We start from the raw sequence: 21,604 nt of genomic DNA, 5'->3' as shown, positions 1-21,604 counted from the left end.
GTAGATATTGTTTAATATATGATTATGGATTAAACGGAATACCCAAATCTGTTAAGATATAAGGTGCCATAAACCCGGCGACGAAACCACCCATAATACAGAAAGCGCAAAGTATCAATAACGGTATGGCAGCAACCATGTAATAAGCCGACCTGCTTTCTCTCACCTGTAAAAAATACTGGCTATAGTCAACGGGCTTACCAGGAAATAATTCAAAAAGCAAGCGCTCGAACAAAGATACGCTCGATCCTTCCACAATTTGCAGACGATAGTGACCAGGTTCAGCAAAGAACCGGTTCATCTCCATGCGCGCCGTATCCAAACTACTAGAATGAGGACGAAAAACAGATGCGTCTATTGGAACAGGCTCACCGGATGGCACACTAAATAGCTTTAAAGCAAACCTATCAACCGGAGTACGCCGAAATAACCGTCCTTTCTGCCAAACAGCATACACCCCCTTTTTTTTGACTTCAAAGTGGATCTCTTTTTCGGTAAACGGCTTTTCTGCAATGACTTCTCCATTGAATATATCTTTAAGCATGCGGATAGCTTTAATAAGTATGAACACACCTAATGGTACGAGGCAAAAAAATAGTGTTCTGAATATAGTTAAGCTCATGGTTAAAACTTTTAAATCGTATCAATGATATGAATGCTCATTTTTTTGCCGTTCGCATTTGATCGGTATTGTTATCAATAGCCGTTAGATGGCTGTCATAACGACGACGGTAGACATATAGCAAGCGTTCTAGCTCTATACGGCCTATGGCGTATAAGGTGAGTTTAAGGTCCTCACTTCCGCTGCTATGATCATAACATAAGAAATCTGACCGGGCACCTTTGCCAAGCGAACGTTCAACGATCCTTTCATTTTTGATATCTTTCCAGGAATGAAAACCCGACTGAACAGTTTGTATACCTTCATCGTCAAGAATCAATTCAGGCCGTTTAATCAGCATATCCCGAATAAGCGTAATCATAGTATAAGCCAGCGCAAGTAACAATCCGCCAGCCAGAATACGAGCTAATAAGCTTACATCTTTTGGTGCATATATCAGCACAATCGTTGCTAAGCCCATACCCAACAATTGAAAAGCAAAGTTGAATAGCCAGTGCCGCCAAGAGATCCCGATTGTGGTTTTAGCCGGTACGCCAGGGTCGTCAACAAATTGAACCGGCTGGGCAAAGCGCTCATTTAGTTCCTTCCATATCGCACGGTCTGCCGGTGTGATTGGAAGCATCCGGCCAATAAGTGTGTCATTATCCAGGTAGAGGCCGGCAAGTTTAGCGTCCTTACGTAATTGATGCACATCACTGCAGTGCGCAAACGCCCATAAGTTCCATGAAATCATTTTTCTGCTCCAATAGCGAAAGGGCAAATAAATAAAGAGGAAAAAAGTAAATAGGATAACGCCTGCCATAATTAGTAATGGCTGCCCGGAACCATTGGTATAATTAGCAACGATCAGGGCAAGCAAAGTAAGTGGCGCTATAAAGATTAAAGCTCCAAATAGCAATAATATACGTGGCAGGAGAAGTTGTTTTCGTCCCTGCTCAAGCACTTCCTGCACGGTAAGCGTGTGTTCCATCGGCAATAAAATGCAAACATCAAACCCCGGCAAACGTTTTGAAATATGTAAAGTGACAAATAAATAATATTGGCTTATGAAGTTAAATGCTCTTTATGGGATAGAGTTAATTGTCTTAATCTTGGTAGCGGTGTTATAAACCACCAGCGTTCATGTGCAAACTTGTAACATGTTTTTTTATAAAGAGGCTATTTATGGAAACTTACCAAAACCGGACCTTGCAGTCTTTTGGCCAGTAAAGTAGCTATACACTCCCGGTATGGCGATAAGACATTTGCTGCAAATGCAAACAAGGCCACTGCAAGGGCGACCATAAACCCAGTTCAGAAAAGGTACAAGACGATACAAAATAATGGGGTTCTTGGTTTAACGTTATTCCATTGGCTATTTAGGCAAACCCGATAAATTATAAAATGAAAAAACTACTGTGGGTTATACGTTTATTGATACTGCTGGCGTTTGCCAGCGGTTGTACACCAGGGCCAAAAAGATTAACTGGGCAATTTTTGAATGAGCTGCGAAACGGACAGTATACAAGTGCCGAAACTATGGCTGCCCCTGAGGTTATAAAGCAAATAGCCATTATTGAACAGGATAAATATGCACTTTACAACGGTCAGAAATGGAATTTCGGGGAACTTACGGTGCAATTCAAAAATGATATTGCTACAGTTTTATATACCGTAATGCTTAAAGACGGTACAGATATTAGACAACGGGCCAGACTAGCAAAATCAAACAACCGCTGGTTAATACAGGCTATTGAAAATATAAAGATTAACTATTCGGCAAAGGCATTGAAAGAACGGACTTATCAGGATTACGGAAACCAAATGCTTATAGCACCCTTAGATATAGAATATATTACAAAATCAAAATTAACAAAGCACATAGGGCAATTCGTAATGATCTCAGGCAACCTGTGTGATTTTGAGGAGCGGAATAATACATTAACAATGTCAATGGGTGAAGACAGTTCTATCCCTTTGTTATATGTTACAATAATTGGAAGCGCAAAAACACGCGCAATAAAGGACCATAAGAAATACTTGCAGATTGATTATAGGGTCGAGTCGCCGTTGGGTGACACATTTACTGCCATCGGTTTGCTTCGCCAAGCTAAGGGACGCTTTTCGATGGAAGTCAGTAACCCGCAGAATATCGTTACAGGCCCGGTTCTGCGTGTTGAAAAACGCTGATCAATTAAACAATGATAGCTTTGCCTGGTTACTTTGAATTGTATATTCGAGCTAAAGCTTGTGTATATACTTGAAATTTAAACGGGGCTTGATAGGTGCGTTCAGTAGTTAATTATATTAACCCATAATATTGATGAAATACCTTTTTGTAAACATAATACTTAGCTTAACGGTACTGTCTTGCACATCGGGGCGTAAAGATAACGCCAAAGCCGATTCTACAAACGCTGCGGCGTCGGTATCAAATACCGGACCTTTCGATCTGGCCACACTTACACTGAAAGAAAAGAATGCGCCGGGTCTGATAGCTGCCCGTAAAGTTAAACCTGAGCCCGTCTCAGATGTTGAGCAGACGTTATTAGGTTACGAGGTTTTAAAAAGCAGCAACGCTAATGTACTGCGGTTTGGCGGCATAGATTTGTCTGGAGCGAACGGCACGAACAAAAACCACGTCTTATTCCATTATGATGATCAGACAAAGGCGCTGGCTTTTTACGTGGTTGCGCTTTACACACAGCAACAAGCTGACGCTTTACTGAAGGAGCTAGAGAAAATGGGGAAACCACAGTTTGAAAAAATTGGTCTGGATAAAGGAGAAGTAGCACTGGACCTGAATGGAGACCCAATAGAACGTGGCAAAGAGCAAAAACAAGCTTACCGGGTTTGGGAAAACAAAAAGAATAGGCTAACTTATTTTTTTGGCGAGCTGGGTTCAGGGAAGGATTTCGAAGCCGAGTTAACCGTTTTAGACAGATCTGCCAAATATGCTAAAGATTGGATCTCATTTGATTCATTAGACTGGTATAAAAAGTAAATTCGGCTATACTCTCAGATGCATGATATTGATTTATATTGCTTTGATTTACAGCTACCTTCAGGTTTATCTTAATATTTTAAAGCGATATTTGAAATGCGTAATGATTTTTGTTACTCATTTGAGTTTACTTGTAATTAAGCATACTCGGCTATACGTTGTTTACTATTTAATCCTTCCAGTCTCTGCATCAAGTGCCGAGTTTCGGGCGCGCGGACCTTTTGCGTTGCCCCCCGTAAACCGGTAGATGAAGTTTAACCGCACTTGTCGCGATTCGTAATATCCGTAGTTGGTTGCATAATACCCTGGAAAGCTTTGGGTGAAGCGTGATTGATTGCCCTTATAGATATCATTTACGGCTAATCTGATCGTTGCTTTTTTATTGAATAGTAGGCGCTGCAAACCCAAATCCAACTGGCTGGTTGCCTGTACAAAGTTATTAGCCCCCGTTAAGCGGTGCGAATTAAATGTGGAGATAATTTCGCCGGTCAAATCAAACGGAAGTTTTATAGTTTGCTGCAAACTCATCCGGTAGGCCAGTTGTTTTAGGTTTAAGGCGCGGTACTGATCAAAAGCAATATCGTTTTTAATATAGTATAATAAGCCGTTAAAGGTGACGTCCCATTTGTTAGTAAGCGCAAACAGCTGCGTCAATGATGCAGACCAATTGGTTTGCGTGCCCAGATTACGGCTCACCATTACAATTTTATTTTGCTGTAACGTATCGGTCACGTTGGCGCTGAACTGATTAGTGTGTAAAAAGTTTAGGCCAACGATGGTGGAACTTTTGTAGGCATACAACAGCCCTAAGCGGTGAACCAGTTGAGGTTTTAAAAACGGGTTACCCTGCCAAAAAGAAAGCTCGTCCAGTAAATACACAAATGGATTTAAATCCTGGTAAGCCGGCCGTTCAATACGTTTGGCGTATGACAGGGCAACGCTGTGTAGCTTAGTTGGTTTTAAGGTAATACTAACCGCCGGGAATAAACTGGTATAGTTGCGATGAATGATGGTCAGCGAATCGGCGGTGAGGGTTTGGTAACGTAGGTTGCCGGTCGAGGCTGTGTTTTCCAGTCTCAATCCGGCTTGTACCTGCCATTTCGCCATGGTTTTTTTATAGCTCACATAACCGGCGCTAATCTGCTCGGTATATTTAAAATCGTTCGACCGGCGGTAATCCAAACTATCAAAGGCCAGCACATGGTAAAATCTGGCATCGTTCCCCGAAGCTACCGATGAGTATTTTAGACCCGATTCCAGTTGCCCGCTAAACAGGTTAGTGGTATAGTCCACTTTGATTCCCCGCAGGTTAATATCAATATCATTCAGCGTGCGATACAAGTTTTGGCTTTGCAGCAATGCTTGGGCATCACGGTAGACATTGGATTGCAGATTGCCGTTCCACTTATTAAACAAGCCGTAATCGGCGTCTACATTAAAAGTATGACCAGCAGTGTCCTCGTATTTATAATTAAGGTTAAAATTATAGCGTTCGGTGTGCTGCCCATAATAATCATTATAGGCATCGAGTGTTTGATCGATACCGGATGCCGGCGGTGTGCTGATGAGCGTTTTGGTATCGGTTAAACCGCCGCCAAAAATAAAGTTTCCGCTTACCAGCAACCCTATAGTATTCTTTCGGTTAATCACATAATCGGCACCCACGCGGCCCGACATTTTTTGTCGCTTGTCTACATCATAAGTATCGCTGTTATAATTTTTGCCACTTTGCAGGCGGTCGGTACCGTATACGTAGGTATAATTGCCTAAAAAATGGCTGTAGCTGCCATAAACATTAAGCTTACCAGTGCGATAATTAAGGCTGATGTCTTCATTTTGTTTAGCCGTAATACCATAAGCAACACCTGTAGTGACCGAGCCATTAAAACCTTTAGCCAAAATGCGGTTAGTTTTGATATTGATGATACCAGCCGTGCCAGAGGCCTCATATTTGGCTGATGGGTTATTCATAATTTCAATTGATTTGATACTGCTGGAAGGCATGGCTTTCAGCAGGTCGGTTAGCTCTTTTCCAGATAAATACGTTTGCTTACCGTCGATCATGATCAGCACACCTGCTTTGCCGTTAAGTGTTATATTGCTTTCGTTCTCTACAAATACCCCGGGCGCTTTCTTTAAGGCCTCTAAAGCTGTAACGCCCTGCCCAGCAATGGTGCCGCTTACGTTGTAAACCAAAGTGCTACCGTCCAGTTCGATTGGGTTCTTTTTTCCTTGTATTACCACATCTTTCAACGTTTTGGCCGATGCTTGTAAACTAATGCTGCTGAATAAGGTATCTCTAAGCCTAAAAGGTGTGCTTTGCCAGGTTATAAAGCCAACGTAGCTTACTTTGAGCACATAACTGCCGTTAATGTTATACGGCGGCAGTTTAAACCGTCCGGTGCTGTCAGTCAGTGTTTGGATCCTGGTTAGCCCGCCAACTGTTAATAAGGCTACCGTAGCGAAAGGAACCGGCGTAGTATTACTCACCACCACGCCCTCCACCTGGTGGCTTTTTTGCTGTGCCAATAATTGGCCGGGCAGCAACAGGCTGGTAAGCAATAGCATGAATATCAGGTACCGCTGTAGCGGCATAAGCATTGTTTAAGTTTGTTCTACTGCAAAGTAATAAAAATGCTGGAGCAGAACAGGGTTTTATTAGCCGCCTTTAAATGATACCTATGATTACGGCTAAGCCGTGCAGGCAAACTGTCTTTTGTGCCTACCCGGAGTGGGTCAATTTGCAATCAATTCATAGGAGCCTTATATTAATAAGCGAATTTGTTATAGATAGGCAACAGGTTGGAAAGTGGCTGCCCATACCCGTAACACCTATCCTGGGATATAATAACCTCTTAAAAGTCTATAAGACAAACGGTCATTTATGGGCTGTATTGAAGAACCGATCATTATGCTTTTTCTAACGAATTCAAATAATCGTAGTACAGTTCTTATCTTTATAAGCTGTTATACAATTCATCCGATTACAGGTGGGTGAGGTGGCGAGGTTTATTAAAACTACAAACATGAGTACTGAAAGAGAAAAAATGTTGGTTGGACAACCCTATCATATTAATGATCCTGAGTTGGTTGAAATAAGATATCAAACAAGAGAGCTTGTAGATGAATTTAATAATACTGGTCCACGTGATAAGGATTTAAAAGAAGCTTTACAACGAAAAATTTTTGGTAGTGTAGGAGACAATGTTCATATCGAAAAGGCTATCAGGATTGATTATGGAATCAATACAACAATAGGCAGTAATGTCTTCATTAACTTTAATTTCGTGTTGCTGGATTGCGCTCCGGTTAGCATCGGCAATAACGTTTTTATTGCCCCGAATGTGCAGATATATACAGCACGCCACCCAATAGATCCCATAGAACGCAATAAGCATATTGGTTCTGCCAGTCCGGTTAATATAGGAAATGACGTTTGGATAGGAGGCAATTGTGTAATACTTCCAGGAGTTAGCATTGGGGATGGATGTACGATAGGAGCAGGTAGCGTTGTTACCAAAAGCATACCTGCAAATAGTGTGGCATTTGGATCCCCCTGCGCAGTAATTAAGGCCACCAAGAGCTAGATTCGGTAATACAAACAACCCTGTTTAATACGTATTATAAAAGTAGCTGATTTAACAAAGTGACGCAGGCTAGCGATCCAGCAACGGGATTGTTTACCTCATTGCTACAAAAACTATTACTCATTTGAGCTGTCACTAGCTGACAAATTAAGAAGGGCTGCTACTTTTCGAGAAAGATCTTCGTTATCAAATGGTTTGTGAATTATCTGATCTGCGCCATAATGTCCCAAAGATTCGAGTACTCTGCCATAGCCAGATAGAATAATTACGGGTATGTGTAATGTACGCGGGTCGCGCTTCAGCTGACTGCAGTACTCGCCTCCGTTAATGCCGTTTAAGATATAATCGGTAATGACCAGGTCTGGTTTGATTTCTTGCACGCTATTGATGATGTCTTCTGTTTCTGCTATTGCCGTAACCCGGTAGCCATCATCTGTTAAAATAATTGTAATGACCTCCGCAATATCCGGATCATCTTCTATAATTAATATTGACCTTCCTGTCATAGCACTTTCTCGTTTTAGCTTTTATAATAGTTTACGGGAGTGACAAAAATCATGCTACTATGATCAACCTCAATTATCCGTGCTTTCCAATACTTCAAATCGTGCCATTTTGTTTTTGCTGATCAAAAGTAGATCGCCTGCTATTCGTTAAATAGCTTTTAGCAAACAGTCATCAAAACACAAACGGAGTATTTAGGGTTCCATTTAAATGCGTAATATCATGAGTAAAAATCTGTACTTGATAGCCGGTCTGGCAGGCGTTGTGGCGCTTGGAATGAAATTAGCGTCCTGCGTTTCCATACCACGTGGTGCTACACCGGTTAGGCCCTTCGACCAGAAGAGATACCTGGGCACCTGGTATGAAATAGCCCGCATGGATTTTAAGTTTGAGAAAGGATTATCTCGTGTTACTGTAACCTATACAGCCAATGGTGACGGAACGATCAGCGTAAATAATAAAGGCTTCAAGGAAAAAGACCAGCAATGGAAACAAAGTATAGGCAAAGCCAAGGCGGTCGGTTCACCTACCGAGGGCAGACTGAAGGTGTCATTTTTTGGCCCCTTTTATGCCGGTTATAATGTAATAGAGATTGACAGCAACTACAAATATGCGTTGGTTGTAGGTAATAATCTGAAATATCTTTGGCTTCTTTCCAGAGAGAAGTCTATGCCTGATAATATCCGGAAACAATACCTTGATCATGCCAAAGCACTCGGCTATGACGTCGAAAAGCTAATCTGGACGGATCAGCATTAACGTTTGATCACAATAGATCCATTAAGTAGGATAATGGATTAGTTGCTAGTATTTGAATCTCGGGCCAACAAAAGAGGAAGTAGATAGCATTTAAGGTATGGTTGCCGTTTTTGTCAGTACAAGGTGAGAAAGGCGACCAGAAGCCACATGCGTTTGCGCTGGCTATGTTTTATTTTCATGGTCATTGATCAATTATAGTCCCTAATGGCTGGAGATTGCCAATCCTTGTTGACTACAAAGCTTTAACTGGAAGTCAGCGCGGTACTACCTCAACAGTAAGTAATGAATTGTCTAATGCCATTATCTGATTGTTTTTCAGTGTATTAGCTGATAAAAAAAAGAAGGGCAAGAACTGATAAATCAGTCTTGCCCACTTGGGTGCGCCCACCTGGGCTCGAACCAGGGACCAAAAGATTATGAGTCTTCTACTCTAACCGACTGAGCTATAGGCGCGGTTTGGATTTGCTTTCCGGGTGCAAATTTAGATATTTGCAGCAAATACCCAAATACATTATGCAAAATATTAAAAACATCATTTTTGACTACGGCAATGTTATCTTTAGTATTGACTTTGCGAAGGTGCAACAGTCGCTGAAGGGGCTGGGTATCAGCAACGTGGATGAATTTTATGGCCATTTGCAACAGGATGCCATATTTGATGCTTTTGACCGCGGGCAGATCACTGCCGCACAATTTAGAGATCGCATACGCGAAAAAGCTAATAATGCGGCGCTTTCTGACGAAGAAATTGATACAGCCTGGAACAGCATATTGGTAGGTATCGCCGAAGGTACACATGACCTGCTGCTGCAGCTGAAAGATAAGTACCGTACCTTTTTGCTCAGTAATATAAACGATATACACTACAACTTCATTATGAAGTACCTGAAAGATGAATTCGGGTTTGATAATAACGACCACCTTTTCGAGAAAATATACTATTCGCACTTCACCGGCAAGCGCAAGCCCGAGATTGCCATATTTGAACAGGTGTTACAAGAGAATAACCTTGACCCGGCCGAAACTTTATTTATTGACGATAGCCCGCAACACCTGGCTGCCGCTAAAACCTTAGGTATCCAAACCTTTTTAATGACTGCACCAGATACCATCAAGGCTTTTATTGAGCGTGAGCAATTGTTGTAACAGCAAAGGGCAGAAGCTGAAAGGCCTGCTAATACAATATATAATTATTGTTGTATTAGCAGGCCATTTACAAATTCGAGATGTGTTTGATCGTCAACAATTATGGTAAGGTTGGCTTTTTCATCCAGTATGAGCGCTCCGCTTAATACAGCGCCGTTTGCGTCATGCCGGTGGTAGGCATTCCAAACAGAAAGGTCGCCTATGTCGGTTACGGCGTAAGTCTTAATTAAGGTTTTACTTTCAACGTCAAGCTTTTCTGTGTAATTCAAACCAACATCAACAGTTATGGTACCGCCATAAGTTGCTACCCTGCAGTTTTTGATAATGATGTGAAATAGCTCTTTACTGTTGGTTGGTATATTATAGTAAGGTGTGGCGCTTTGGTTGCGGTATTGTCCGGTTGCTATATGATTTAAGGCATGCAGCACTACATCGAAATTGAGTTTACGCACCAGTTGCCGTTCAGGATCGTTGTGATGACCGCCGGCTTCTACCAGTATGGTAGCCGTTCCCAACCGCTGAAAATTATCGCCAAAAGCACGTGGCTCAAAATCTTCGCTCCAGCGGCCAACCTGACCGGGAATGAGTTCATTAAGCATCTCGGATATTGAAGATATAACCTGAATGGCTTTAAGCCGTTTAGGCGTTACTGTTGCAGCAGCATCGCAGGGTGGGGCTAATAAGGATATGCTGGCCGGCTGTTTAGTACCTGCCACTGACCATAAACTCTCCTGATCATGCATATTGAAACCAAACTTGGGTTGTACCTCTTGCTGCAAACGAGCCAGCAATTGAGCCTCAGGCGATTGCTGCTGTAAAAAATCACGGTTAATGTCAATCCCCTGTGCGTTGCGCCGCTGGTAAAGTTCGGCACCATCAGGGTTAACCATGGGGATGAAATGCAGCGTGCAGGTGTTTAATAGGTGTTCGCGCAATGCGTTGTGCTTGTCGTTTGCGGCAAAAAAATTAAACAGGTCAAAAAAGGCGAGGGTGCCTGTGGGTTCATCGCCATGCATTTGGCTCCACAGCAACACGGAGGTGCTGCCGTGACCAAGTGTTACACTATAAATCTCTCGTTGCTGTGCAGAGTATCCAGCAACATCTACCTTAAATAGTCCGTGGATTCGCAGCTTATTAAGCTTGTCTTTTAATGTACTATGTTTGATGATCCGGTTGGTGAATAAGGATTCTTTGTACAGCGTATGGTCGATAGAGTTGATGTTGTTCATGAAATTACAGCCTGAAACAGCGATGCAAAAATACGTTTGATAGCCATACCTGCATAACCGCATTAAAATAAAAAGGCATCCTGTTTAACAGAATGCCTTTTTGTTGATTAAACCGAAAAACTGTTTACGGCTGGTCCCAGAATATACGGTCAGTAAGTGCACCTACATTTGGCACATTAGCCGTATTCTTCCTGGTCTCGCTGGTTGGGTAAGCCAAGCGGCGGATGAATGTTGTAAGCACTGCGTTGGCAGGCAGCGTAAAGTCCTTGTATTTATAATCATAACGGCGTGCATCGTTCCAAGCCTCCGGGTTGAGGTAGGTGGCTACATACTTTTCTTTAAAAATCAAGTCCAAAGTAAGGTTGGCGGCACCAACAGCTACTATAGGGCTGGCCATGTAGGCTATCCGTTCAGCATCAGTAGCGGGCACTTGCAGTTTATCCATGTTGGCATTGATACCGGCGAGGTAAGCTGCGTATGCACTGGTGCGGTCGTTTGAACGCAGGGCTGCTTCTGCCTCAATAAACTTCATTTCGGCATAAGTTACAATAAGCAGGGGAGCAGTATCAGCCGTCCAGGGTGATTTTTGAGAAATATAGTTCTCATCCTTAGTGGTATTTGCACCTGGGGCCCTGTTGCCCGCACCATTAACCGTACCAATAAATGTATTAGTGACCGTAGGATCGGTAATCTTACGAATCCGCGGATCAAATATGCCGTAAGTAGTACCATTCAGGTGATCAACCAATTGTTCGGACAGCCAGCCGCCTAAGGTGGCGTTGGCGTTGGATAGTGCTACACCTGCCCACGGGTTACGTGTAATAAAGGTAGCCATGCCTGCATCATCGGCATTGGTGGTGTAGGAACTTCTTACGGCAGCTAAAACGGCTGTAGCGTCATAATTGGGTCTTTTGCTTAATTTGTTTAATAAACGTGCCTTTATTGCATAAGCCGTTTTAAGCCATTTTACACGGTCGCCGCCGTGTACCAGATCAGCAGTAGGTGTAGTGTTAAGCTTTATGGTCGCATCGGTTTTTGATAATTGGGTTATCGCCTCATTAATTAAGGTAACACAAGTGTTGTAAACGTCTTGCTGCGAGTCATATTTCGGCGTAAAGTTATTTGTTTTAAAAGCTTCGCTGTAAGGGCCGCTTCCCCAAAGGTCATTAATCAGGCTTAAGTTATAAGCTAGAGCTACATCAGCTACGCCAATAAATTCACTCGAATTTTGAGCAACTGCCTTATTTTTCATGTCAGTAGCATCGGCCAAAGCATAGTAGATGGCGTCCCACGTGCCCGAATAATCAACCTGTTGGTAAGTATCGGTGGCCGAACTGGCCGTTGGATTTGCCAGGTATTGTACATAGGGCGCTACTGTACTGCCAGCGTTGTAACTGTTATTTCCCATTTTAAAGGTAGTGTTAGTTAGCAACGATTGCAGTGTGGGGTCGTTTACCAAATTTGGGTCTTGATCCAGCGCAAAATACTTTTTGCAGCTCGGCATAGTTGCCGTAGCCAGGGCTAAAAGTGCTATTGATGTATATTTATATATTCTTTGCATTTCTGTAAAATTAGAATCCTACGTTAATAGTAAAAAAGAACTGACGGGCTGCGGGGTAAGTAAAGCCCGACCATCCGTCAACGTTGCTGCCGCTATCTGCCGAAACAGATTCCGGATCCAGACCATAATAATTGGTATGCAACCATAAGTTGGTGCCGGTAACCGATGCCGAAGCACGTTTTATAAATTTGGGCAAATAATTATTTGGAATGTTGTAGCTAAGACTCGCTGAGCGTAAACGGATCCATGAGGCATCGCTCACAAAAGGTTCAGATATGGCGCGGTAATATGTACGGTAGTAACCCTCGCCGTAATTTACACCATCCGGACCTGTTGCCTGCCCTAACCATACCGATTTAGTGTTTGGCTGACCATTAGCTAATAAGCCATCGAACACTTTAAATTGGCGGCGATCGGCAGTGTAATCGGCAATACCGAATGCAGCAAAGAAGTTCTCCAGACGATTAAATTTCTGCAAACCCCAGCGACCGTCTAAAAGCGCAGTAAGGCTTAGTCGCTTGTAGGTAAAGGTGTTTGATAAGCCACCAATCCACCGGGGTTGTGAGTTTCCTAAAATTTTAAGGTTGTTAACCGACCCCAACACCGGGAAACCATTAGCGCCTATTAACAATGGAAGGTCTTTTTCTGCCTTGGTTGCATTAGGGTCGGCGCCATAGCGTTGCCAAACCGTTCCATACAGGTTGCCATAAGCTTCGCCCTCAACCAAACGTAAGGTAACCGGCGAGTTTAAGTAACCACCGCTGTTGCCGCCGTAGTTAACAGGAGCATGGTTAAGTGTTTCAACCACCTTATTACGATTAGCAGAAAAGTTTAAAGTTGCATCCCAGCTAAAGTTTTTTGAACGTACGGGGGAGCCCTTTAATATCAGCTCTACACCCTTATTTTGTATGCTGCCTGCATTTACAAAAGCGGTGAGATAGCCTGTTGCGGATGAAACGTCGGCCTGGGTAATCATATCTTTACTTAAAGAACGATAATAGGTGAAGTCAAATCCAAAACGACTTTTCAGGAAGCTCATTTCCAAACCTGCTTCATAAGTGCTGGTAAATTCCGGGCGTAGTTCGGGGTTACGTAAGCTGTTGGTTCTGGTAAAGCCGGTTGAGCCGGTAGCAATACTGCTGTTTCTGGTATAACCGTTTACGTATGAGTATTCGGGCGCATCCTTACCCAGCTTAGCATATGATAACCTTAGCTTACCAAATGATATAAATTCGGGCAGTTTGAACTGATCGGAAAATGCATAAGATAAACTGGCAGAAGGGTAGTAGAATGCCCTGTTCGATTCTGGCAGGGTAGATGTGATATCTCTTCTTAAGCTAAGCGTTAAGAATAAATAGTTCTTATAATCGAGTGTGCCTTCGGCAAACAAACCCATTAACCGGTATTTATATTGGCTGTCAACTATATCCTGAAATGCAGTTGCATTCCAAAGCGTAAACAAATCGTACTTCGCCAGTTTGGTTCCGGTAATGCCTTTGCTCGAATTTTGCCTGTCGAATAAATCTTGTCCTAAACGCAAAGTTCCTTTCAGGTCTGTGGTTATCTGGCCATTTAAAGTAGCAATTAAGGTAGAGCTCAGTGAGCGGTATTTATTATTATAATCACCTACATAGCCATCGGAGTTATCGTACAGTCGCTCGCCGGGTATACCCATCGGGCCCGGAGCGGTGCGGAAGCGGTTTTCATTATAGATATCAACACCAAAGCGGTAAGTTAAATCGAACCACTTAACCGGCGTATAGCTATAGGTAACACCACCTATAAAGCGGTTGTTGTCATCCTTTAAACGGTTAGTAGCTGCGCCGTAAATTGGGTTATTGGTGCCCTTCCAAAGCTGGGTACCATCTGGATTAAGGTATTCGCTTACATCCCAGCGTGGCGAAAAATAAGCCAGGCTTTCTCCAAAACGGTCGGCATCATAACGGTAACCGCCCGAGTTAACAAAGTTCATGTTAACTGAACTTTTGAATTTACTGCTGATTTTAAAGTCGGCGTTTAATCTGGCTGATATGTTGCGATAATCTGTAAATGGCAGCATACCGCTTTGTTTGAAGTAAGATAACGACGAGAAGATACGGGCATTCTCCGTTCCGCCTGATACAGAAAGCGAGTTACGATTCTGGTGACCTGTGCGGTACGCTTGCTTATAATTATCAAAAAGCTCATCCGGATGGGTTGGATCGAGCAGTTTTGCCTCTGCAATGTTAGGGCCCCAGGCTGGACCTAAGCCAATGGGGGTGTAAACTCCCAAAATACCTGCGGTATATTCTTTTTGTACCTTAGGGAGCTTATCTGGATTCTCAAAACCGTAAGTGCTGGTAAGGTCAACCCTAAGCTCATTACCCTTGCCTTTTTTAGTAGTAATTACAATTACACCATTTGAGCCTAATAATCCGTACAGCGCAGTTGCAGCGCCGCCTTTTAATACGTTAATAGTTTCTATATCCTCGGGGTTAATATCTGAACCGCGGTTACCTACACTGCGTACGTTGAAGCCTGAGCCGGCACCTACTGTAGAAGTACTGTTATCTATAATAACACCGTCTACCACAAATAAAGGCTGGTTGCTTTTATTAGGATCGATAGAATTTACACCCCTGATGATAATACGTGCACCCTGGCCCGGACCGCCACCCGTACTGGATATGGTAGCGCCAGCTACCTTGCCCTGTAAGGCATTTACCAAATTTGGCTGATGGTTTTGATTCAGCTCTTCTGAGGTAACGCTTTGTGCGGCATAAGCCAGCTCCTTTTTGTTACGGGCAATACCTAAACCGGTATTTACCACTACCTCGTTCAGCATTTTACTATCGGGAGCAAGTTTTACGTCGATGGTGCGACGGCCGCTAATAGCTATTTCCTGGCTTGTGTAGCCAATAAACCTAAATAGCAGTGCAGTGCTGCCCTGCGGCGTTTTAATTCGATAGTTGCCGTTTACGTCGGTGCCTACGGCTGTAGTAGTTCCTTTAACCGATACGGTAACGCCGGTCACGGGGGTGTTGTCATTGGCGTCGGTAACCTTACCGCTAATTTCAACGGTTTGCGCCACAGCAGTTACGGCGCAAAACATCATCAGAAGCAGAAATTTTAACGTAAAAATTTTCTTCATAAAATGGATTTTAGTCAATGAAATGATAAAGTAGTAAATTTAGCGCAAAAAGATTATTGATGTTAAGTGTTTTTAACGAAAATGGTTAATAATTTTCAATAAAGTCAATAAATTTAATATAATTATTGAATTTATCTGAAAAGGAATAGCCTATCCAATACAAAACGGATGTATTTTGGCCACAACTTAAATATTTATTCAGAAAATTAGATAAAAATGGCTTAAGATTGGTGTAAATGTTAATTGTAAATTTTATATAGCTGTTGCTGGGTTTACCAATTAATTTTTAAAACTTTACAAAGGTGAAGTTATAGCAAAAAATTAACTATAAGAAAATAATAATTATAAATTAGCCCGTCTGCCATAGCCATGAAAAAACTGATACTTCGTGTTTTATTCGCTCTTACATTCTGCAGCGGTCCAACATTTGCTCAAAAGTTCTCCTTAAACCAGGTACTCAGCTACCCTTTTCCAACCGAGCTTACAAGTAGTGAACGGGGGTCTAAAATTGCAGTTGCTATTAACGAGGAGGGCAAACGCAATGTTTACGTAGCTGAAGGGCCAAGTTTTAAATTACGAAAGTTAACTAACTATAATACAGACGACGGGCAGGAAATAAGTAGCTTATCCATATCACCTGATGGCAATTTCGTGGTGTTTGTGCGGGGCGGCGATCACAGCTCAAACGAGGGTAGTGTGCCTGTAAATCCGGCTTTTGATCCGGCGGGTACTAAAGTGCAGGTATGGAGCATTGCCTTTGCTGGCGGAGAAGCCAAGGCATTAAGTGAAGGCGATTATCCAGCCATTTCGCCAAAAAGTAATCAGGTAGCATTTATAAAAAACAGCCAGGTTTGGATTGCGCCTATTGATGGCTCGGTACAGGCTAAAAGCTTATTTACCGCCCGCGGCAGTTCAAGTTCGGTTAAGTGGTCGCCTGATGGTGAGAAGCTGGCTTTCGTTTCTGCCCGTGCCGATCACAGTTTTATAGGTATATACTCAGGCCCCGGCAAACCAATACAATGGATAGCTCCATCATTTGCGCGAGACGGGCAGCCGCGTTGGTCGCCCGATGGTACGCACATGGCTTTTATCCGCACTCCTGGTACCGGCAGTGTGCCTGATTCTATTTTGCCTCGCAAGCACCAGCCGTGGGCTATATGGACCGCCGACTTAAATACAGGCAAAGCAACTCAAGTATGGAAAGCCCCTGCAACACTGGCCGGCTCTATGCCTACGACTGATGGGGGTGCTAATCTCAACTGGGCTGCAGGTAACCGCATTGTTTTTGTATCCTACCATGATGGCTGGCCGCATTTGTACAGCGTGCCCTCAACCGGCGGACAGCCTTTGTTACTGACACCAGGTAACTTTATGGTAGAGCAGGTTATGCTAAGTGCCGATGGCAAGAGTGTTTTGTTTAGTGCCAATAAAGGCACCGAAAAACAGGATATTGACAGAAGGCATATAGGCCGTGTTGCGGTTGATAAAGCTGCCATGGAGATGCTTACCGCGGGCAATGGTATTGAAGCTTACCCTGTGCTTACCGGCGATGGTAATACCATAGTTTACTTAAGCTCAACCGCCCAACGGCCGCTGGTGCCTACTGTAATGGATGCCCGGAAAAAAAACGTAGCCTTAATTGGTGAAGAGCTAATCCCAGGTAACTTTCCTAAACAGATGGTTGCGCCCAGGCAGGTAGTGTTTAAAGCGCCTGATGGGATAGAGGTTCATGGGCAGCTTTTTGAGCCTGTTGGCGTTAAAGGTAAAAGCCCGGCCATTGTTTATGTACATGGTGGCCCGCAAAGGCAAATGGTTTTAGGCTGGCACTTTATGGACTATTATTCGATAGATTATGCCCTGAATCAATATTTGGCAAGCATGGGTTTTACTATCTTGTCTGTAAACTATCGCTTGGGCGTGGGTTACGGTTACGAATTTCACAAACCTGCTCAGGGTGGCGCCACAGGCGCTATCGAGTATCAGGATATAAAGGCAGCTGGCGATTGGCTGGCTGCGCAACCTAATATTGATGCCAAACGCATAGGTATTTATGGCGGCTCTTACGGTGGTTTTTTAACCGCTATGGCCTTAGCCAAAAATTCAGACAGGTTTGCCGCCGGTGTAGACATACATGGCGTACACAACTGGGTGAGAACTCCGGCAACCCAAAGCCCGGAAAAAGCGCCGGATGCCGAAGAAGCCTTGAAAATAGCCCGTCAATCATCTCCGGTGAATTGGATAGACGGCTGGAAGTCGCCGGTATTATTTATTCATGCCGATGACGACCGCAATGTGGCCTATAGTCAAACGGTTGATCTGATACGCCGTTTTGAAAATAAAGGCATGCCTTACGAGTTTCTGGCCATTCCGGATGATACGCACCACTGGATGAAGTATAGTAACGCCGTAACCGTGAGTGAAGCCACCGCCGAATTTTTAAAGAGAAAACTTATAAAATAACTAAAGCTTACCGTGAAGTTTACCGCATTTGAGATTTACAAATACTCTATACCAATTGAGCCTTTTACCATAGCAACGGGTACTATGCACTTTGCCCAAAACGTTTTGGTGAAGGCTTATACCGATAATGGTTTAACCGGCTTAGGCGAGTGCTCAGCTTTCCCCATGATAGTGGGTGAAACGCAGGCAACCGGCTTTGAAATGGCCAAAGACTTCGCAGCCATTTGGAAAGATAAAGATGCTGCCGATATGGAAGCACGCCTGGCCGAACTGCATCTATATACAGCAGGCAACTATACCATTAAAAGCGCTTTTGATATGGTGCTCTACGATTTGGCAGCAAAAAAAGCCAGCATGCCTTTGTATCAATACCTGGGCGGCCAAAAAAGAAAAATCATTACTGATGTTACGGTAGGTATAGATACGCCCGAGGGTATGGCTGCGTCGGCTGTAAAGTTCGAAAGCCAAGGCTTTAACATTATTAAAGTTAAGCTTGGTAAAAAGCCTGATGCTGATATTGAACGTATGCAGCATATACGGCGGGCCTTAAAACCTGAAACGCAAATTCGGATAGATGCTAACCAGGGATGGACGTTTGAGGAGGCCGTTTATGCGCTGCAGGAACTGGCCAAATATGATATTGCCTTTTGCGAGCAGCCGATGCGTACTTATAACGATGAATTGCTGCCCGCACTGTGCGAACAATCACCGATAGCCATTATGGCCGACGAAAGCGTTTACACCCATCGCGATGCAGAGCGCATCATTCGCAACAAGGCTGCTAAATATATTAATATAAAATTTGCCAAAAGCGGGGGCATTAACGAGGCCATCCTAATAAACCAGGTAGCTGAAAAGAACGGTGTGCAATGTATGCTGGGCAGTATGCTCGAAAGCCGACTGGCCCTTACCGCTAACGTGCATTTTGCTATGGCTCATACCAACCTGCATTATTTTGACCTGGACACCTGCTTACTGGGCCAACTGGCCGACCCAGTTATTGGTGGCTTTTGGTACAATGGGATGGAGCTGGAGATTACCGATGCCCCGGGTATTGGGGCTGATGTAGATCGGGCTTATTTAGAAAAGCTTGAATCAGTAAAAATTTAATAAAGTTGCTGCAAAATAATAAGAGATGGAAAGTATAGAAGCCAATTTATACTTAGACGGTAAGCCGGGCCGCACAGCCGTGGTAAATGGTAAGGAGTATCTCTTTTTTACCGGATACCATTACCTGGGCATTAATTCGGACCCCGAGTTCATGAACCTGGTAGCGGAAGGTATGGATAAGTATGGTTGGCTGTACCCATCTTCGCGCATCTCAAATACCCGGCTGGATTTATATGAAGCTTGTGAGGCCTTGCTTGCTAAGCTTACAGGTACTGAAGATACCGTGCTATTTTCGTCTGGCTTTGCTGCCGGGCGGGTAGCTATTGCAGGGCACCTAACGGTGTACAACTCGCCTAATTCGCACCCAGCTATATTACAGCAAAAGGCCATCATTCGGGATATGGAAGAATGGCAGCAATGGGTATTGCGTGAGGGCAGGCGTCAGGCCGGTGTGGGTATCCCTATGGTATTAGCAAGTGATTCTGTTAACCCGCTTACCTCTACTGTTATTAACTTTTCGTTCCTGGCTCATTTGTCGCAGCCAGCTTTGGCCATTGTTGATGATTCGCATGGAATAGGATTGTTGGGTGAAAACGGTTTTGGCACCAGCGCCACCTTGCCAAGGTACAATCAGCTCAACTACATCCTAACTTATTCTTTATCTAAAGCTTTAGGTATAGGCGGCGGTGCTATAAGCTGCACAAAGGAACAAGCTGCTGCTTTACGTAATTTGCCCGAATACACAGGCGCTACACCTATATCGCCGGCGCAGGTTTACGCATTTTTAAAAGGACAGCACATCTACACCCGTCAGCACGAAAAACTTAAGACCAATATCGCTTACTTTGAGATGCTGGTGCAGGATTTACCTGGCATTCAGCATCACCCTGATTTGCCTGTATTCATCTTACCTTCGGCTATTAAAGAGGAAGTGTTTTACAACTCAGGCATCTTGATTTCCTCTTTCCCGTATCCTAACCCTGCTGGTGTGCGGCTTAAACGCATTGTGCTGAACGCTCTGCATACTTTTAATGACCTGGATGTACTAGCCCGCGTTTTACGTAAAGCCTACCAGCAGCAACCTATCAACTAATCTGTAAAATTATACAATGAATAAATGCCTTACATTATCCGCTAACCCATCTTCGGTATGCCTTAAGGGTAAATTGCTGCTGGGTTTGCTTCTGGTCTGCGTAGTGCTAAGCCGGTGCACCGTACAAAGCATACCCAAAAATAAGATCCGCAAAATGGTGGAATCTTCGGCCATTAACCGCGACCACTATACCGGCTTCGCTTTATACGATCCGGAACAGAAAAAGATGATATACGAAATGAATGCCGACAGATACTTTATACCGGCATCCAACACCAAACTTTACACCCTGTATACTGCACTGCAGATGCTGGGTGACTCTATCCCCGGCTTGCGTTATGTAAACAAAGGCGATTCACTGATTTTTTGGGGTACGGGAGATCCGTCTTTCCTGCATTCAACCTTAAAATCGACCAAGGCTTTTGAGCTGCTTAAGCATTCATCCAAGCGGTTGTTTTATTCGCCAACCAACTACAAAGGCGACTTTTATGGTGCGAACTGGCCTTACGATAATTACAAGTATTATTTTCAGGCCGAAATTAACGATATGCCTGTGATGGATAATGTAGCTGTAATTTCTGCCGATGGCAAAGGTGGCTTGCAAATATGGCCTGCTTACTTTAAAGTTTATTTACAGCAGGATACATCCTTTCATCCGCGTTCATTTGAAGTGGAACGTTCGCTTACCGAAAATAAGTTCCGTTACCCGGCCATGCCTGTGCCGGCAAATTTCCGTCAGGAAATACCCTGGAAAACCAGTCCGGAGTTAACACTCGCTTTATTGCAGGATACGCTAAAGAAACCCATCAGCTTAATTAGGCTGAATATGCCAGACAGCGCCCGTACACTTTATTCTGCATCATCAGACTCGGTGTATAAGCGCATGATGTTGCCAAGTGATAACTTTATAGCCGAGCAATTATTGCTGGTATGTTCATCTACCTTACGTGGCGGCGCCTTAAGTACGTCGGCCGTTATTGCACACAGCATAAAGAACTATATGAGCGATTTGCCCGATGTGCCACAGTGGGTGGATGGCTCGGGGCTTTCGCGGCAGGATTTGTTTACGCCGCGTACTACCATTGCTTTGCTAACTAAAATATCTGCCAAGCTGGGTAGCGAGGAGCGCATGCACAACTTATTTCCAACGGGCGGTGTATCGGGTACGCTCAAAAGCGCCTATAAGACCGATAATGGTGTGCCGTTTGTTTGGGGTAAAACCGGCAGTTTATCTAATAACCACAACCAGAGCGGCTATATTGTGACCCGCAAAGGCAAAAAGCTGCTTTTCTCTTACATGAACAACAATTACACCCGCCCAACAGCCGACATACGCGGCGAGATGGTGCGTATCATGACCCAAATACACGAGCAGTTTTGATTCTGCACAGTCTTGCAACAAAAAAGGAGTAGCTAAATC

General features: G+C 43.7%; 16 protein-coding genes and 1 tRNA gene. 9 read left to right on the top strand and 8 right to left on the bottom strand.

The window, feature by feature from the left end; translation table 11 throughout:
- Positions 1-22: 22 nt before the first annotated feature.
- Both ABDD94_RS15955 and ABDD94_RS15950 read right to left on the bottom strand, forming a co-directional pair.
- Positions 23-622 (bottom strand): hypothetical protein, encoded by a 600-nt coding sequence (locus ABDD94_RS15955; RefSeq protein WP_345953101.1) that lies wholly within the window; start codon positions 620-622, stop codon positions 23-25.
- Between the two features lie 37 nt (positions 623-659).
- Positions 660-1,592, bottom strand: coding sequence for a hypothetical protein (locus ABDD94_RS15950; protein ID WP_345951102.1), 933 nt, complete (start codon positions 1,590-1,592; stop codon positions 660-662).
- A gap of 413 nt (positions 1,593-2,005) precedes the next feature.
- Here ABDD94_RS15950 and ABDD94_RS15945 point away from each other — a divergent pair, with 413 nt between their 5' ends.
- Together ABDD94_RS15945 and ABDD94_RS15940 are read left to right on the top strand one after the other, a co-directional pair.
- Positions 2,006-2,791, top strand: a complete 786-nt coding sequence (locus tag ABDD94_RS15945; RefSeq protein ID WP_345953100.1) for a hypothetical protein — start codon at positions 2,006-2,008, stop codon at positions 2,789-2,791.
- A 133-nt stretch (positions 2,792-2,924) separates the two neighbouring features.
- Positions 2,925-3,605, top strand: a complete 681-nt coding sequence (locus tag ABDD94_RS15940; protein ID WP_345953099.1) for a hypothetical protein — start codon at positions 2,925-2,927, stop codon at positions 3,603-3,605.
- 165 nt (positions 3,606-3,770) lie between these two features.
- On the opposite strand, the gene ABDD94_RS15935 is transcribed toward ABDD94_RS15940, so the two are convergent.
- Positions 3,771-6,200, bottom strand: a complete 2,430-nt coding sequence (locus ABDD94_RS15935) for a TonB-dependent receptor (RefSeq protein ID WP_345953098.1) — start codon at positions 6,198-6,200, stop codon at positions 3,771-3,773.
- A 431-nt stretch (positions 6,201-6,631) separates the two neighbouring features.
- Here ABDD94_RS15935 and ABDD94_RS15930 point away from each other — a divergent pair, with 431 nt between their 5' ends.
- Complete coding sequence (locus tag ABDD94_RS15930; protein WP_345953097.1) at positions 6,632-7,192, top strand: sugar O-acetyltransferase; 561 nt, start codon at positions 6,632-6,634, stop codon at positions 7,190-7,192.
- Positions 7,193-7,308: 116 nt separating this feature from the next.
- Here ABDD94_RS15930 and ABDD94_RS15925 read toward each other — a convergent pair whose 3' ends face one another.
- Entirely contained in the window at positions 7,309-7,698 is a 390-nt protein-coding gene (locus tag ABDD94_RS15925) for a response regulator (protein WP_345953096.1), read from the bottom strand.
- Positions 7,699-7,918: 220 nt separating this feature from the next.
- On the opposite strand from ABDD94_RS15925, the gene ABDD94_RS15920 reads away from it, so the two are divergent.
- On the top strand, positions 7,919-8,455 hold the full coding sequence (locus tag ABDD94_RS15920; protein ID WP_345953095.1) for a lipocalin family protein: 537 nt from the start codon (positions 7,919-7,921) through the stop codon (positions 8,453-8,455).
- 379 nt (positions 8,456-8,834) lie between these two features.
- Here ABDD94_RS15920 and ABDD94_RS15915 read toward each other — a convergent pair.
- Positions 8,835-8,908: transfer RNA gene (locus tag ABDD94_RS15915), tRNA-Ile, on the bottom strand.
- A 60-nt stretch (positions 8,909-8,968) separates the two neighbouring features.
- Between ABDD94_RS15915 and ABDD94_RS15910 the strand changes: the two genes are divergently transcribed.
- Complete coding sequence (locus ABDD94_RS15910; RefSeq protein ID WP_345951109.1) at positions 8,969-9,601, top strand: HAD family phosphatase; 633 nt, start codon at positions 8,969-8,971, stop codon at positions 9,599-9,601.
- 44 nt (positions 9,602-9,645) lie between these two features.
- Here ABDD94_RS15910 and ABDD94_RS15905 read toward each other — a convergent pair whose 3' ends face one another.
- The 3 genes from ABDD94_RS15905 to ABDD94_RS15895 all read right to left on the bottom strand — a co-directional run bounded on the left by ABDD94_RS15905 (position 9,646) and on the right by ABDD94_RS15895 (position 15,521).
- Positions 9,646-10,830: a M14 family zinc carboxypeptidase gene (locus ABDD94_RS15905; protein WP_345953094.1), complete on the bottom strand. Its 1,185-nt coding sequence runs from the start codon at positions 10,828-10,830 to the stop codon at positions 9,646-9,648.
- A 124-nt stretch (positions 10,831-10,954) separates the two neighbouring features.
- Positions 10,955-12,391 (bottom strand): SusD/RagB family nutrient-binding outer membrane lipoprotein, encoded by a 1,437-nt coding sequence (locus ABDD94_RS15900; protein ID WP_345953093.1) that lies wholly within the window; start codon positions 12,389-12,391, stop codon positions 10,955-10,957.
- Positions 12,392-12,401: 10 nt separating this feature from the next.
- Positions 12,402-15,521: a SusC/RagA family TonB-linked outer membrane protein gene (locus tag ABDD94_RS15895; protein WP_345953092.1), complete on the bottom strand. Its 3,120-nt coding sequence runs from the start codon at positions 15,519-15,521 to the stop codon at positions 12,402-12,404.
- A gap of 369 nt (positions 15,522-15,890) precedes the next feature.
- Between ABDD94_RS15895 and ABDD94_RS15890 the strand changes: the two genes are divergently transcribed.
- From ABDD94_RS15890 to ABDD94_RS15875, 4 genes are read left to right on the top strand one after another with little or no spacing between them, the layout of a single operon-like run.
- A complete protein-coding gene (locus tag ABDD94_RS15890; protein ID WP_345953091.1) occupies positions 15,891-17,981 on the top strand; it encodes a prolyl oligopeptidase family serine peptidase in 2,091 nt (696 codons plus the stop codon).
- A 12-nt stretch (positions 17,982-17,993) separates the two neighbouring features.
- A complete protein-coding gene (locus tag ABDD94_RS15885; RefSeq protein WP_345953090.1) occupies positions 17,994-19,091 on the top strand; it encodes a dipeptide epimerase in 1,098 nt (365 codons plus the stop codon).
- A gap of 25 nt (positions 19,092-19,116) precedes the next feature.
- Positions 19,117-20,184 (top strand): aminotransferase class I/II-fold pyridoxal phosphate-dependent enzyme, encoded by a 1,068-nt coding sequence (locus ABDD94_RS15880; RefSeq protein WP_345953089.1) that lies wholly within the window; start codon positions 19,117-19,119, stop codon positions 20,182-20,184.
- Between the two features lie 16 nt (positions 20,185-20,200).
- Complete coding sequence (locus ABDD94_RS15875; RefSeq protein WP_345953088.1) at positions 20,201-21,565, top strand: D-alanyl-D-alanine carboxypeptidase; 1,365 nt, start codon at positions 20,201-20,203, stop codon at positions 21,563-21,565.
- The last annotated feature ends 39 nt before the right edge of the window (positions 21,566-21,604 follow it).

The organism is Mucilaginibacter sp. PAMB04168 (assembly GCF_039634365.2).
In the GTDB taxonomy this organism is placed as follows: domain Bacteria; phylum Bacteroidota; class Bacteroidia; order Sphingobacteriales; family Sphingobacteriaceae; genus Mucilaginibacter.
Note: the sequence above shows the minus strand (reverse complement) of the source record. Positions and strands in the feature narration are given on the sequence as shown.

Bases quoted from the DNA above. Each gene is read 5' to 3' on its own strand.
- ABDD94_RS15955 (WP_345953101.1), bottom strand. From the start codon at position 622: ATGAGCTTAACTATATTCAGAACACTATTTTTTTGCCTCGTACCATTA.
- ABDD94_RS15950 (WP_345951102.1), bottom strand. From the start codon at position 1,592: ATGGAACACACGCTTACCGTGCAGGAAGTGCTTGAGCAGGGACGAAAA.
- ABDD94_RS15945 (WP_345953100.1), top strand. From the start codon at position 2,006: ATGAAAAAACTACTGTGGGTTATACGTTTATTGATACTGCTGGCGTTT.
- ABDD94_RS15940 (WP_345953099.1), top strand. From the start codon at position 2,925: ATGAAATACCTTTTTGTAAACATAATACTTAGCTTAACGGTACTGTCT.
- ABDD94_RS15935 (WP_345953098.1), bottom strand. From the start codon at position 6,200: ATGCCGCTACAGCGGTACCTGATATTCATGCTATTGCTTACCAGCCTG.
- ABDD94_RS15930 (WP_345953097.1), top strand. From the start codon at position 6,632: ATGAGTACTGAAAGAGAAAAAATGTTGGTTGGACAACCCTATCATATT.
- ABDD94_RS15925 (WP_345953096.1), bottom strand. From the start codon at position 7,698: ATGACAGGAAGGTCAATATTAATTATAGAAGATGATCCGGATATTGCG.
- ABDD94_RS15920 (WP_345953095.1), top strand. From the start codon at position 7,919: ATGAGTAAAAATCTGTACTTGATAGCCGGTCTGGCAGGCGTTGTGGCG.
- ABDD94_RS15910 (WP_345951109.1), top strand. From the start codon at position 8,969: ATGCAAAATATTAAAAACATCATTTTTGACTACGGCAATGTTATCTTT.
- ABDD94_RS15905 (WP_345953094.1), bottom strand. From the start codon at position 10,830: ATGAACAACATCAACTCTATCGACCATACGCTGTACAAAGAATCCTTA.
- ABDD94_RS15900 (WP_345953093.1), bottom strand. From the start codon at position 12,391: ATGCAAAGAATATATAAATATACATCAATAGCACTTTTAGCCCTGGCT.
- ABDD94_RS15895 (WP_345953092.1), bottom strand. From the start codon at position 15,521: ATGAAGAAAATTTTTACGTTAAAATTTCTGCTTCTGATGATGTTTTGC.
- ABDD94_RS15890 (WP_345953091.1), top strand. From the start codon at position 15,891: ATGAAAAAACTGATACTTCGTGTTTTATTCGCTCTTACATTCTGCAGC.
- ABDD94_RS15880 (WP_345953089.1), top strand. From the start codon at position 19,117: ATGGAAAGTATAGAAGCCAATTTATACTTAGACGGTAAGCCGGGCCGC.
- ABDD94_RS15875 (WP_345953088.1), top strand. From the start codon at position 20,201: ATGAATAAATGCCTTACATTATCCGCTAACCCATCTTCGGTATGCCTT.